This is a genomic window from Citreicoccus inhibens, from assembly GCF_019039035.1.
In the GTDB taxonomy this organism is placed as follows: Bacteria; Myxococcota; Myxococcia; order Myxococcales; family Myxococcaceae; genus Citreicoccus; species Citreicoccus inhibens.
In genome coordinates this window covers 15,312-28,164 of the sequence record NZ_JAHNZT010000017.1, presented here as the reverse complement: position 1 = coordinate 28,164, position 12,853 = coordinate 15,312, and the positions used below count along the sequence as shown (strand labels likewise).

At 72.5% G+C, this 12,853-nt stretch carries 12 protein-coding genes; 9 read left to right on the top strand and 3 right to left on the bottom strand.

The features are described 5' to 3' along the window. The first annotated feature begins 91 nt into the window (after positions 1-91). Positions 92-1,798 (top strand): ATP-binding protein, encoded by a 1,707-nt coding sequence (locus tag KRR26_RS20205; protein ID WP_199723786.1) that lies wholly within the window; start codon positions 92-94, stop codon positions 1,796-1,798. A gap of 86 nt (positions 1,799-1,884) precedes the next feature. Then, entirely contained in the window at positions 1,885-3,669 is a 1,785-nt protein-coding gene (locus KRR26_RS20200; RefSeq protein WP_120206168.1) for a monovalent cation:proton antiporter-2 (CPA2) family protein, read from the top strand. Between the two features lie 5 nt (positions 3,670-3,674). On the opposite strand, the gene KRR26_RS20195 is transcribed toward KRR26_RS20200, so the two are convergent. Beyond that, positions 3,675-4,088, bottom strand: coding sequence for a response regulator (locus KRR26_RS20195; protein ID WP_120206169.1), 414 nt, complete (start codon positions 4,086-4,088; stop codon positions 3,675-3,677). Between the two features lie 258 nt (positions 4,089-4,346). Here KRR26_RS20195 and KRR26_RS20190 point away from each other — a divergent pair, with 258 nt between their 5' ends. The 5 genes from KRR26_RS20190 (at position 4,347) to KRR26_RS20170 (ending at position 9,782) form a co-directional block, all read left to right on the top strand. Continuing rightward, positions 4,347-4,556, top strand: coding sequence for a hypothetical protein (locus KRR26_RS20190; protein WP_120206170.1), 210 nt, complete (start codon positions 4,347-4,349; stop codon positions 4,554-4,556). Between the two features lie 99 nt (positions 4,557-4,655). Next, complete coding sequence (locus KRR26_RS20185) at positions 4,656-6,134, top strand: sensor histidine kinase (RefSeq protein WP_217080586.1); 1,479 nt, start codon at positions 4,656-4,658, stop codon at positions 6,132-6,134. Further along, complete coding sequence (locus tag KRR26_RS20180; RefSeq protein WP_217080585.1) at positions 6,116-7,507, top strand: sigma-54-dependent transcriptional regulator; 1,392 nt, start codon at positions 6,116-6,118, stop codon at positions 7,505-7,507. Before KRR26_RS20185 ends, KRR26_RS20180 begins: the two co-directional genes overlap by 19 nt. 57 nt (positions 7,508-7,564) lie before the next feature. After that, positions 7,565-8,020, top strand: a complete 456-nt coding sequence (locus tag KRR26_RS20175; RefSeq protein WP_120206173.1) for a response regulator — start codon at positions 7,565-7,567, stop codon at positions 8,018-8,020. Between the two features lie 265 nt (positions 8,021-8,285). Beyond that, a complete protein-coding gene (locus KRR26_RS20170) occupies positions 8,286-9,782 on the top strand; it encodes a sensor histidine kinase (RefSeq protein ID WP_217080584.1) in 1,497 nt (498 codons plus the stop codon). 24 nt (positions 9,783-9,806) lie between these two features. On the opposite strand, the gene KRR26_RS20165 is transcribed toward KRR26_RS20170, so the two are convergent. Further along, positions 9,807-10,178, bottom strand: a complete 372-nt coding sequence (locus KRR26_RS20165; protein WP_199723774.1) for a response regulator — start codon at positions 10,176-10,178, stop codon at positions 9,807-9,809. A 17-nt stretch (positions 10,179-10,195) separates the two neighbouring features. Beyond that, the gene (locus KRR26_RS20160) at positions 10,196-11,359 is read right to left on the bottom strand and encodes a PilZ domain-containing protein (protein ID WP_120206176.1); all 1,164 of its coding nucleotides are present in this window, start codon (positions 11,357-11,359) and stop codon (positions 10,196-10,198) included. Between the two features lie 411 nt (positions 11,360-11,770). Here KRR26_RS20160 and KRR26_RS20155 point away from each other — a divergent pair, with 411 nt between their 5' ends. Next, complete coding sequence (locus tag KRR26_RS20155; protein ID WP_120206177.1) at positions 11,771-12,220, top strand: Fur family transcriptional regulator; 450 nt, start codon at positions 11,771-11,773, stop codon at positions 12,218-12,220. A gap of 131 nt (positions 12,221-12,351) precedes the next feature. Next, the gene (locus KRR26_RS20150; protein WP_120206178.1) at positions 12,352-12,825 is read left to right on the top strand and encodes a hypothetical protein; all 474 of its coding nucleotides are present in this window, start codon (positions 12,352-12,354) and stop codon (positions 12,823-12,825) included. Positions 12,826-12,853 lie beyond the last annotated feature (28 nt).

The window sequence follows — 12,853 nt, the reverse complement described above, 5'->3', positions numbered from 1 at the left end:
TGGGCCGAGGGCTGGGGAGGAATCGCCACGGGTCGGGATGGCCTCTGCCCTCGTGGGGTGTCCATATCAGGTGCTCACGACGATCCACCCGATGTCCGCCTCCGCGCTTTCGCCTCCCTACGAGGCCGCGTTCGCCGCGCTCCCCGACGCAGCCTTCCTGCTCGATGACACCGGGCGGGTGCTGGCGTGCAGCCTCGCGGGTGCCCGCTCGCTCGGGCTCACGGTGGAGCAAGTAGCGGGGCGGCACTGCGCGGAGCTGGGCCTGCAGCCCCAGGCAGTCGCCTCGCTGGAGTCCACCCGCGCCCAGGTGCTCGCCTCGCGCGGTCCGGTCGCGGTGGAGCTGCCGTGGCCCACGATGCAGGGGGCCGCGCCGCACGCCGTGCTGCTCACGCCCCTGCCCAGCGATGGCGCCGCCCCCAGCCGCGTGCTCCTCACCGCGCGCCCGCTGACCGAGGCCGAGGCCATGTACGCCCGCGCGCTGGAGGTGGAGCAGGCCGCGCGCGCGGAGATGGAGACGGCCGAGCGCCGCCGCTCGTTCCTCTATCAAGCGATGACGACGCTGTTCACCCACCCGCCGGATCCGCAGGGCATGTACACGCTGCTGGCCCACCTGGCGGTGCCGGACCTGGCGGACTGGTGCCTGGTGGACGCGCTGGAGCAGGGCCCGTGGGTGGCGCGCGTGGCCGTGGCCAGCCTGGACCCCACGCAGCAGGAGCGAGCGCACGCCCTGCCTCCGCGCACGGAGATGCACGAAGACGCCCCCGTGGGCCTGCTGCGGGTGCTGCGCACGGGAGAACCCGAGCTGGTGCCCGCGGTGACGGACTCGCTGCTGCGCGCGGCGGCGGCCGAGCCCGCGCACCCCGCGCTGCTCCGGCTGCTCCAGGCGCGCTCGTACATGATTGTCCCCCTGCGCGCGCGCGGACACACGCTGGGCGCCGTCACCTTCGTTTCCTCGGACTCCGGGCGTCGCTACGGCCCGGACGACCTGGCGCTGGCGGAGGACCTGTGCCTGCGCGCGAGCCTCGCCATCGACAACGCGCGGCTGGTGGGCGAGTCGCGCCGGGCCGCGAGGGCGCGCGAGGACTTGCTCGCCGTGGTGTCGCACGACCTGAAGAACCCGTTGGGCGTGGTGCAGCTCGGCGCGGCGCTGCTGACGCGAGGCGCGGCGGGCAAGCCCGGGAGCGAGGCCGTGGCGAAGCAGGCCGCGCGCATCCACGACGCCGCCGAGCGCATGTCGCGGCTCATCTCGGACCTGCTGGACTGGGGTCGGCTGGAGGCGGGGCGGCTGCCGCTCGACGCGAGCGAGCACTCCGCCGCCGCGCTCGCCACCGAGGCCCTGGAATCCATCCGCCCGCTCGCCGAGGCCAAGGGCCTGCTGCTCCAAGCAGACCTGCCGCCCGAGTCCCTGCGCGTGCGGTGCGACCGGGGTCGCGTGCTCCAGGTGCTCGGCAACCTGCTGGGCAACGCGCTCAAGTTCACCCCGCTGGGCGGCACGCTCGCCGTCACCGTCACCGCGCGGAGAGGCGAGGTGGACTTCTCCGTGCGCGACACCGGCACGGGCATCGCCCCCGAGGCCCTGCCCCACATCTTCGACCGCTACTGGCAGGCGCGCGACGCGGCCAGCCGAGGCACGGGCCTGGGCCTCGCCATCGCCAAGGGGCTCGTGGAGGCCCACGGCGGCACCATCCGCGCACAGAGCGTCCCAGGGGTGGGAAGCACCTTCACCTTCACCCTGCCCGTGCAGGGCCCCGGCCCCACGGGCGCGCCGCCTCCCGGGCTCGCGCCGCCGAACCTCTGAGCCCCCTGTGGTCCGCGGAAACGGCAGGGCGTGCGCCCGTCACTCCTCGTTGCCGCATCCGTGGTGGGCGTGCGAAGGAGGGGCGCATGTCCTTCTTGCATCACGCCCTCGTCTTCCTGGCCGCCGCGGTGGTGGCCGTGCCCCTGTTCAAGCGGCTCGGCCTCGGGTCGGTGTTGGGCTACCTGGCGGCGGGAGCCGTCATCGGGCCGTACGGCGCGCGGCTCATCTCGGACGTGGACAGCATCCTCCACGTGGCCGAGCTGGGCGTCGTGCTGCTGCTGTTCCTCATCGGCCTGGAGTTGCAGCCCGCGCGCTTGTGGCAGCTGCGGCGCTCCGTGTTCGGCATGGGTGGCGCGCAGGTGATGGCCACCGGCCTCTTGCTCACGGGCGTGGCGTGGGCGCTCGGCCTGCCGCCGGGCGCCGCCCTGGTGAGCGGCTTCGGCCTGTCGCTCTCGTCCACCGCGTTCGCGCTCCAGCTCCTCGCCGAGCGCAACCAGCTCACCACCGAGCACGGGCGGCTCGCGTTCGGCATCCTCCTGTTCCAGGACCTGGCCGTCATTCCGCTGCTGGCGCTGTTGCCGCTGCTGGGCCACTCCACCGAGCCCTCCGCCGGGCCGGGCTGGCTCGTCGGGCTGAAGGCCGTGGCCGCGCTGGCGCTGGTGGTGGTGGCGGGGCGCTACGTGCTGCGCCCGGTGTTCCGCGTGGTGGCGTCGTTCCACAGCCAGGAGCTGTTCACCGCCACCGCGCTGCTCGTGGTGGTGGGCACCGCCGCGCTGGTGAGCACGGTGGGCCTGTCCATGGCGCTGGGCGCCTTCCTCGCCGGCGTGCTCCTGGCCGAGTCCGAGTACCGCCACGAGCTGGAGGCGGACATCGAGCCCTTCAAGGGCCTGCTGCTCGGCCTGTTCTTCATCGCGGTGGGCATGTCGGTGAACCTGTCGCTCATCGCCACGCGGCCGTGGCTCGTCACCGGGCTGGTGCTGGGCCTCACCGCGCTCAAGGCGCTGGTGCTCTACGGCCTGGGCCGCTTCGCGTTCCGCCGCAACGAGCCCTCCTGGAGCCTGGCGGTGGTCATCTCCCAGGGCGGCGAGTTCGCCTTCGTCCTCTTCTCCCTGGCCGTGTCCTTCCAGGTGATGGACCGCGCCCTGGCGGACCTCTTGGTGGGCGTGGTGGGCCTGTCCATGGCCGTGACGCCCTTCCTGTCCGCCGCCTATGAGCGGTGGGTGCGCCCGCGTCTGGCCAAGGCGGGCCCGGCGCGCGAGTACGACGTGTCCCCGGACGCGGACCACCCGGTCATCATCGCGGGCATGGGACGCGTGGGTCAGGTGGTGGGCCGCCTGCTGCGCGCCAAGCGCATCGGCTTCACCGCCATCGACGCCAGCGCCGAGCACATCGACTTCATCCGGCGCTTCGGGAACAAGGTGTTCTACGGCGACGCGTCCCGGTTGGACCTGCTGCGCTCGGCCCGCGCGGACAAGGCGAGGGTGTTCGTGCTCGCCATCGACGACATCGAGGCCTCGCTGCGCACCGCGCGCACGGTGAAGGAGCACTTCCCGCACCTGGCCATCTACGCGCGCGCCCGCAACCGCCTGCACGCCTACAAGCTCATCGAACTGGGCATCACCCACTTCATGCGCGAGACGTTCGACTCCAGCCTGGTGCTGGCGGAGGACGTGCTCCAGGCCCTGGGCCTCACCTACTCGGAGACGCGGCGCGTGGTGGAGCGCTTCCGCGAGTACGACGACGCCATGGTGCGCGAGTCAGCCCAGTACCTCGGGGACGACAAGGCCCTGATGCAGATGGCGGCCCGCGCGCGCGAGGAGCTGGAGCGCATCTTCGAGCAGGACGCCGCCGAGGAGAAGAAGTCCGCCTGAAGCCCTCAGGCCGCGCCGCCGGCGTCCACGACGGCGGCGCGCAGCACGTCCAGGTCCACCGGCTTGTCCAGCAGCGCGTGGGCGCCCAGCCGCTGGGCCTCCGCATGCGTCTCCGCGTCCGCGAAGGCGCTCAGGAGCAACACCGGGCACGTGAGCCCGCGCCGCCGCAGCCGCGCCAGCACCTCCAGCCCCGAGCACCCCGGCATGCGCACGTCGCTGACGATGACGTCGGGCGGCTCCAGCGAGCCCCCCTGCCCGGCCATCATCTCCACGTAGTCGGACAGCTCGAAGCCGTCCTCCACCTCCACCACCGTGTGGCCGGCGCGTGACAGCGCGCGCACCAGGAGGGCACGCATGGCGTCATCGTCCTCCGCCAGCAGGATGCGCAGCGCACGGGGAGCGGCGGGAGGAGCGGTCATCGCGGAGGTCCACCTGGGAGGGCAGGGCATTCACCCTCCGGGCCAGCACGGCACATGCCAGCCGCTCCGTCCGAGTCCCCTGCCTTCGGGTCCGGCCCACCCCGGGGCATCCTGCCCCTGTCGGGGCAATCTGCCCCACCCGCGCCGGGGACTTCCGCCCCGCGCCCAGAGGCGCTCCGAGGAGAAGCGGTGTTGGCACGCCGGCTGCTCTAGCCCGGGACATCCCCGCACCATCGCGGGAACAACCCGGAGCAAACCATGAAGCGCACCACGTCCCTCGTCGTTGGTCTGACCTTCGCTCTCGCGTCGATGAGCGCGTTCGCCGCCGCCCCCAAGGCGGCCAAGGGCACGGACGCGGCGGCCACGGCCCCCGCGAAGCCGGCCGCGAAGGGCAAGAAGGGGACGAAGGCGCACCCTGCCCCGAAGGCCGCCGCGACCCCGAGCGAGGGCGCTGGCAGCGCGAACTGATCGCCTTTCGCTGGTGCAGTACCCGCGGTACCTCTTGCGTACCATCCCCGGTCCGTGCGCTCTTCCCCCTCGCCCACGGACCGGGGGTTGCCTTTTCCCGTGAAGCTCGCCCGAAAAATCACGCTCGCCCTCGTCTTGCTCGCCGTGGCCGTCATGGCCGGGCTGCAGACGTTCCAGGTGGAGCGCGAGCTGGCGCGCTCCGCCATCGACATGCAGCACGACCACCGGCTGCTCGGTCACACGCTCGCCGGGTCCATTGGCAAGGCATGGCAGCTGGCCGGTGAGTCGGAAGCCCTCACGCTGCTCAACCAGGCCAACCGCTTCCAGGAGCAGGTCCGCCTGCGCTGGGTGTGGATTGATGGCGGACCGGGCTCGGGCTTCGCGCCCCTCCTGCCGCCCGCCTTGCTGGCCTCGCTGCGCGCCGGACACGACGGCTCGGTGGTGGACGCCAGCGATGACCCGGATGTGCTGCGCTCGTACACGCCCGTGCTGCTGGGCCGGCGCCTGGGCGCCATCGAAATCACCGAGGCCCTGACCGAGCAGCAGCTCCACGTGCGCACCACCGTCGTGGGCACGGCCATCGCCACGGCCACCATCGCCATCTTCTTCCTCCTGGCCGCCATGGCCCTGGGCCGCCGGCTGGTGGGCCGCCCGGTGGAGCAGCTCATGACGTTCGCCCACCGCATTGGCGAGGGCGACCTCACCGCGCGCGTGCCCCTGCGCGGCGGCCGCGGCGACGAACTGACCACGCTGGCCGCGGCCATGAACCGCATGGGAGAGCAGTTGGAGGAGACGCGCTCGCGACTGGCCACGGAGACCGCGGGGCGGCTGTCCACGCTGGAGCACCTGCGCCACGCGGACCGCCTCACCACGGTGGGCAAGCTGGCCTCGGGCGTGGCGCACGAATTGGGCACGCCCCTCAACGTGGTGATGGGCCGCGCCAAGATGATTGCCTCCGGCGAGGCCGAGGGCGACGAGGTGGGCGAGTGCGCCCGCATCATCTCCCAGCAGGCCCAGCACATGACGGCCATCATCCGGCAGCTCCTCGACTTCGCCCGCCGCCGCACGCCCCACCGCGCACCGGAGGACGTGGCGCAGCTCGTCAGCCGCACGCTGGGCCTGCTCAAGCCCATGGCCACCAAGCACGGCGTCACGCTGGCGCAGGAGGTGCCCTCGGGCTTGTCGCTGGACGTGGACGGTGGGCAACTCCAGCAGGTGCTCACCAACCTGGTGATGAACGGCATCCAGGCGATGCGCCGCTCGGGCACCCTGCGCGTCAGCGCCCAGCACACGCGCGCCGCGCCCCCCGCGGACGTGGGCGGCCCCGAGGCGGAGTGGGTGCGCCTGGACGTGGAGGACGAGGGCGAGGGCATTGCCCCGGAAGTGCTGCCCCACATCTTCGAGCCCTTCTTCACGACCAAGGACGTGGGCGAGGGCACGGGCCTGGGGCTGTCCGTCTCCTATGGCCTGGTGCGCGACCATGGCGGCTGGATTGCCGTGCGCAGCCAGCCAGGGCATGGCAGTTGTTTCTCCATCTACCTGCCCCCGGGAGCCGACTCATGCCAGGCCGCATCCTGATTGTGGAGGACGAGCGCGAGATGCGCGCGCTGCTGGAGAAGGGCCTCGCCCGCCGGGGCTTCGAGCCGCACGCGTTCGGCGCCGCCGACGAGGCCCTCCGCCACCTGGAGTCCGAGGACTTCGACGCGGTGCTCACCGACCTGCGCATGCCCGGCATGGACGGGCTGGGGCTGTGCGAGCGCATCGTCCTCAACCGCCCGGACATCCCCGTGGTGGTGGTGACCGCCTTCGGCAGCATGGAGACGGCGGTGGCCGCCATCCGCGCCGGGGCCTACGACTTCATCACCAAGCCCATCGACGTGGACGCGCTGGTGCTGGTGCTGGAGCGCGCGGTGGGGCATCGCGCGCTGCGCCAGGAGGTGCGCCGGCTGCGCGAGGCGCTGGGCCGTCAGCAGGATGACAGCGGGGTGGTGGGCGAGAGCCCCGCCCTCAAGCAGGCCTACGCCCTCATCGACCGCGTGGCGGACGTGGACGCCACCGTGCTGATTACCGGCGAGAGCGGCACCGGCAAGGAGGTGGCCGCCCGCGCGTTGCACGCCCGAGGCCGCCGCAAGGACGGGCCCTTCGTGGCCATCAACTGCGCGGCCATGCCCGAGCCCCTCCTGGAGAGCGAGCTGTTCGGCCACGCCAAGGGCGCCTTCACCGACGCCAAGGCCCCGCGCGCCGGCCTCTTCGTGAAGGCCCATGGCGGCACCCTCTTCCTGGACGAGGTGGGAGAGCTGCCCCTCACCCTCCAGCCCAAGCTGTTGCGCGCGCTCCAGGAGCGGGTGGTGCGGCCGGTGGGCGGCGACACCGAGGTGCCCTTCGACGCGCGCATCGTCGCGGCCACCAACCGCGACCTGGAGCTGGCGGTGGAGGAGGACCGCTTCCGCGAGGACCTCTACTACCGCCTCAACGTCATTGGCATCGAGCTGCCCCCGCTGCGCGCGCGCGGCAACGACGTCCTCCTGTTGTCCCAGCGCTTCATCGAGCAGTTCGCCACCCGCACGGGCAAGCGCGTGGTGGGCCTGTCCCCGGCCGCCGCGCAGCGACTGCTCGCCTATGGCTGGCCGGGCAACGTGCGCGAACTGCAGAACTGCATCGAGCGCGCGGTGGCCCTCACCTCCTTCGAGCAGCTCACCGTGGACGACCTGCCCGAGCGCGTCCGCAACTACAGCAGCCCCCGCGTCGTCCCCGAGAACACGGACGCCTCCGAGCTGGTGACGCTGGAGGAGCTGGAGCGCCGCTACATCCACCGCGTGTTGGAGGCGGTGGGCGGCAGTCGCACCCTCGCCGCGCGCATCCTCGGCGTGGACCGCAAGACGCTCTACCGCAAGCTGGAGCGCGGCGAGCCGGGCGACAAGGACAGCAAGGAGCCGTTGCGCAAAGCCTGACGCTGGCACACGGGATGCTCTTCCCCGGGGACACCTCGAATCCCTTGGGAGGAACGCATGGCCTGGCATGACGGTGCCGACAATGGAGAGGAGCTGCCCTGGGTCCCGGGCAGCGAGGCGCCCCCCGCGGACCCTCGCGTGCTCATCGCCGAGGACGACACGCAGATGCGGCGCCTCATGGCGGAGGCCCTGGGCCGCCACGGCTGCGACATCCTCGAGGCCCGCGACGGGCGCGAGCTCATCGAGATGCTCGTGCGCGGACGCGCCGGCGTGGAGCAGGTGGTGCCCGACCTCATCATCACCGACGTGCGCATGCCCGGGTGCACCGGCCTGGAGGTCCTCTCCCGCCTGCGCCGCGTGGACTGGGCCACGCCCGTCATCCTCATCACCGCCTTTGGCGACGAGGCCACCCACCTGGAGGCCCGCCGCCTGGGCGCGGCCTTCACCTTCGACAAGCCCTTCGACTTGGATGCCCTCTGCGATGCGGTCCGGACCCTCACCGGCCAGTCGTGAGGCAGTCGACGGCGTGACTGTCCATCACCGCCACATTCATTCACCACCAGCGAACACCTCCGTCGCGGGCCACGCACATTTTCGAGCGGAGATGTGACGCCCAGTGCGTGTGCCTCGTCCCGCGGGGTGCGTGGCTACCGTCGCGCGAGGAGCGGGGTATGGTGGCGACTGGATGCGCTTCACGTCCTGCCCAGCCACCTCTCACCTCGCTTCCGCCGCGCCCGCGCGCTCTCCCTGAGAAGGGGCTCGCCCCTTCCGCCCGTCGATGGCCCACGCACCCGCCAACAAGCGCCAGCCCGCCGCCGCGCCCGCCATGCCGGACACGAGTGGACTGGGCCCGTACGCCATCCTGGATGGACTGCCGGACGCGTTCCTCGCCGTCGACGCGGAGTGGCGTGTCGTCTACGTGAACCCGCGCATGGCGGAGCTGCTCGCGGAGCAGGCGCCGCTGGGGCAGGACCTGCGCCACACGTATCCGGATCTCCTGGGGCTGCGGCAGCACGTGCGGTTCGAGCAGGCCGCGAGCACGCAGGACTGCGTCAGCTACGAGTACGCGTGGCCGGAGTCCGACACGTGGTTCGAGGTCCGCACGCGTCCGCTCGCGGGCGGCCTGCTGGTGCACGGGCGCGACATCACCTCCGAGCGCCACGCGCGTGAGCAGGCCCGCCGCACCGACGCGCTCCTCGCGTCCCTCATCGAGGAGGCCCCGGACGCGGTCTTCACCAAGGACCTGGAGGGCCGCTACCAGCTCATCAACGCCGCGGGCGCGCGCGCGCTGGGACGCCGGCCGGATGGCGTGCTGGGCCGCACGGACCTGGAGCTGTTCTCGGATGAGATGGGCCAGGCCTTCACCGCGAACGACCGGGCGGTGTTCGCGTCAGAGAAGACGCTCTCGTTCGAGAACGTGGAGCACACGTCCAGCGGCAAGCGCGTGTGGCTGTCCACCAAGGGCGTGCTGCGCGACGAGTCGGGCCGCGTGTACGGCCTGTTCGGCCTCAGCCGCGACATCACCACGCGCAAGTGGTCCGAGGAGGAGACGCGCCGGCACTCCGAGTTCCAGGAGCACTTGATGGGCATCATCAGCCACGACATCCGCAGCCCGCTCGGCGCCATCATGAACTGGTCGCGCGTGCTGGCCACGGGGGGCTCGCCCGAGGACGCGGCGCGCACCAGCCAGCGCATCTCCACCGCGGCGGTGCGCATCGAGCGGCTGACGCGGCTGTTGCTGGACTTCACGCGCGCGCGGCTGGTGGGCAGCGTCGTCATCGAGCCCCGGACCGCGGAGCTGAAGGAGCTGCTCGACAAGGTGGCCCACGAGTTCCGCATCGCCTATCCCCAGCGCGACATCAGCGTGGAGCACAAGGGCAACACGCGCGGCCAGTGGGATCCGGACCGGCTGGCCCAGGTGGTGTCCAACCTGGTGGAGAACGCGCTCAAGTACGGCCCCGCCGGAGAGCCCGTGCGCTTGAAGGCGATAGGGCTGCGCACCAAGGTGGTGGTGGAGGTGCACAACGAGGGGCGCCCCATCCCCGAGTCGCAGCTCCCGCACCTCTTCGAGCCCTTCCGGCGCGGCCCGCAGACGGCGCGCACGCTGAAGATGAGCTACGGGCTGGGGCTCTACATCGTCCGGGAGATTGTCCAGGCGCACGGCGGCACCATCGAGGTCTCCTCCTCGGAGGCCGACGGCACGCGCTTCACCGTGACGCTGCCGCGCCGCTCCATGCCGCCCCTGCCCGCGCCGCAGCAACCGCGGCTGCTGTGACGGCGCGCCCGCGGCGGGGCGCCGCTAACCGTCCAGGTATCGGTGCAGCACCGCGGTCAGCTCGTCCCCGATGAAGGGCATGGCCAGGTAGTCCGAGCAGCCGCTGTCGAAGCCGGCGCGCACGCTGTTGGGCTCCGCGCGCGAGGAGCACAGCACGATGGGCGTCAGCCGCGTGGGGTCCCGGTCGCGCAGCATCCGGCACGTCTCCAGCCCATCCAGGTGCGGCATCACCACGTCCAGGAAGACGAGGTCCGGGCGCTCCACCGCCGCCAGCTCCAGCGCCTCCATGCCGTCGCGCGCGGTGATGGTGTCGTAACCGCGCTCCATCAGCATCAGGCGATGCAACAGCAACACGGTGGACGAATCATCGACGAGGAGCACCTTCTTGCGTCGCATGGGTCCTCCAGCGAGGGTCACTCCGTGGCTCGGCAGAGCTGCCGCAGGTGCATCAGCCGCTGCGACCCCATGCCGAGGAACTGCACGCCCATGCCCCGGGGATAGGAGAGCGGGCCTCGGGGCGCGTACGGGTGGGCCCAGGCCACCACGCCCTCGGCCTCCAGCACGTCCCGGGTGGTGGGCAGGTGGATGCGCAGCGCCACCGCCGCGCCGGCCTTCGCGGGCACCCACGTGCGCACCAGGAGCGAGCCGGGGCTCACCCCGGCGGAGAAGCCGGAGACCCACTCTCCGGCGCGCGGCCCGCTCGCGCGGAACTCCAGCGGGCAGCAGAACGACACCCGCTCCTCCATCCGCAGGTGCGCCAGCTCGCGGCCCAGCATCGCGTGCAGGTGCGCCAGCAGCGCGGCCGGGCGCAGCGCGCGCAGGCTCAGCCGCACCACGCCGTCCGAGCCCTCCTCGCACCCCACGGTGTTGGACGTGAGCAGGACCACCGGCACGCGGGCCAGCCCCGGCTGCGCGCGCAGGCCCGCGCGCAGCCGCGCCAACGCGCCGGGCGGCACGTCGTCCTCGCACAAGAGCACCAGGTGCGGCGTCACGCCGCCCTCCGCCACCCGCGCCACGCCCCCCTCCAGCGTGGACGCATAGAGCAGCAGGTGGCCACACGACTCCAGGAGCGAACCCAAGCCGCCCCCGCCGCGGATTCCACCGGGCCCCAGCACGAGCAGGAGCCGAGGGCTGTGCCGCTCCACCACGCGGGCCTCGGGGGCGGAGCGCTCCCCGGCCAGCGCGGCGAGCCGGGCGGCCACCTCGTAGGCGCGCACGGGCGCCACGAGGCAGTCCTCCACGCCGTCGCGCTCGGCGGCCTCCAGCACCTCGGCGGGCGCGTCGCGGTCCACCACCAGCGCCAACGGCACCCCCGAGAGCCCCAGCTGCGTGCGCGGCCCAGGCCCCCCCGGCGTCACCAGCTTCCAGTGCACCAGCACCATGCGCGGGCGGGAGTTCTGCACCTCGCGGCGCGCCATGGCCAGCGAGCCCGTGGCCACCGGCTCGCAGTCGAGCAACCTCGCCACCCGGGAGAGCGACAACCACGCGTCCCCCATGTTCCCCACCCACACCAGCCGCCGCCGCGAGGGCTGCTCCACGGCCGACGGCTCGGGAACCTGGTGTGCTGCCGGCATCATCGGGACCTCCCTCGGCACACTGCCCCGCCAGCCTCGTCCCTCAGGCATTCATGACCCGGCTGGACCTTCGTGGGTGGATACGGGAAATGCGCCGAAAAGGCATACAGACTCCGGTCCCAGGCACCGTCCGATGGGCACTACCTGACACCGCCCCACGAGGCCGAGCGCCCGGAGTGTCCGTGCGCGTCATCACCCCACCCGGGTCCGCGCCGTCCCGCGACCACGGACCCACGCCTGAACCGGAGGGCACCACCGCCTCCCACGATGCCCCGCGCGCGCACTAGCAACACGGACCGCAGCAGCAACCGAGCTGCAAGTGCACCGCGCCTCCGGAGCCAGCCGGGCTCCAAGCGCGCCGTCTCATTTCAAGCCGCGTGAATCCGCGCGGCAGGTGCGCTATGCGGACGCCCCATGGGTGCCAAGAAGAACGCCGCGCCAATGAAGCTCGCTGACCTCCAGGAACGCATCCGCGCCGCGGGCCTGCGCAGCACCGCGCCTCGGGTGGCCGTGCTGCGACAGCTGGAGGGGGCCACCGCGCCCATGAGCCACGCGGACCTGGTGGAGTCCCTGGGCGATGACGGCTACGACCGCGTCACCCTCTACCGCAACCTGACGGACCTCACCGAGGCGGGGCTCGTCAACCGCGCCGACCTGGGCGACCACGTGTGGCGCTTCGAGCTCAAGCGCGCGGGCGCCGAGCATGCGGGCACGCACCCCCACTTCACCTGCACGGACTGCGGCACCGTCGCGTGCCTCCCCGACGAGTCCGTGCGCATCGCCTCCGCGCGGGGCGTGCCGCGCGCGGTGGCCCAGCGTCACGTCGAGGTGCAGCTGCGCGGCCTCTGCGATCGCTGCGCGTAGGCCGCCCGAGCGCTCGCTCTCTCGCCGCCGTGCCGGCGCGGCGCATCGCGCCGCCCCATCCGTCGCTTGGCGCGGCCGTGACGCCTGCCCACCGTCATTCTCGACACTTCGAGACGGACGGGAGCGAGCACATGAAGAAGCACCTCTGCCTGCTGGGCGTGTGTCTGGCCACGACGGCGCTGGCGCAGTCGAGCAGCTCGAGTCACAGCACGGGCGTGGACGCCACCCAGGTGGGACCGGCCATCCAAGACACGGCCAAGAAGGTCGTGGGCCAGGACGCGGCCTCCAAACAGCGCGAGGCGGAGACGTTCCAGGCCGCCTCCGCGTTCGACCTGCACGGCACCGTGAAGGAAGCCAAGCGCGGCCACATCACCGTGGAGCGCTCCGGGTTGCCGCCCGCGCAGCTCGCGGTGAAGGACCCGACCCAGGTCTGGCTCGACGGGAAGCGGGTGAAGGCGGATGCCATCCCCGAGGGCCTGCCCGTGCGCGCGCGCTTCCAGCTCAACGGCGCCTCGCCCGTGGCGGTGGAGGTCATCGCCAGCACGCCCTCGGGCCCCAGCGGCTCCAACTCGGGCCCCAACGCGCCGATGCACCTCGTCGACTGAGGCACGTTCGGGAGCGTCCTTGGGCGCG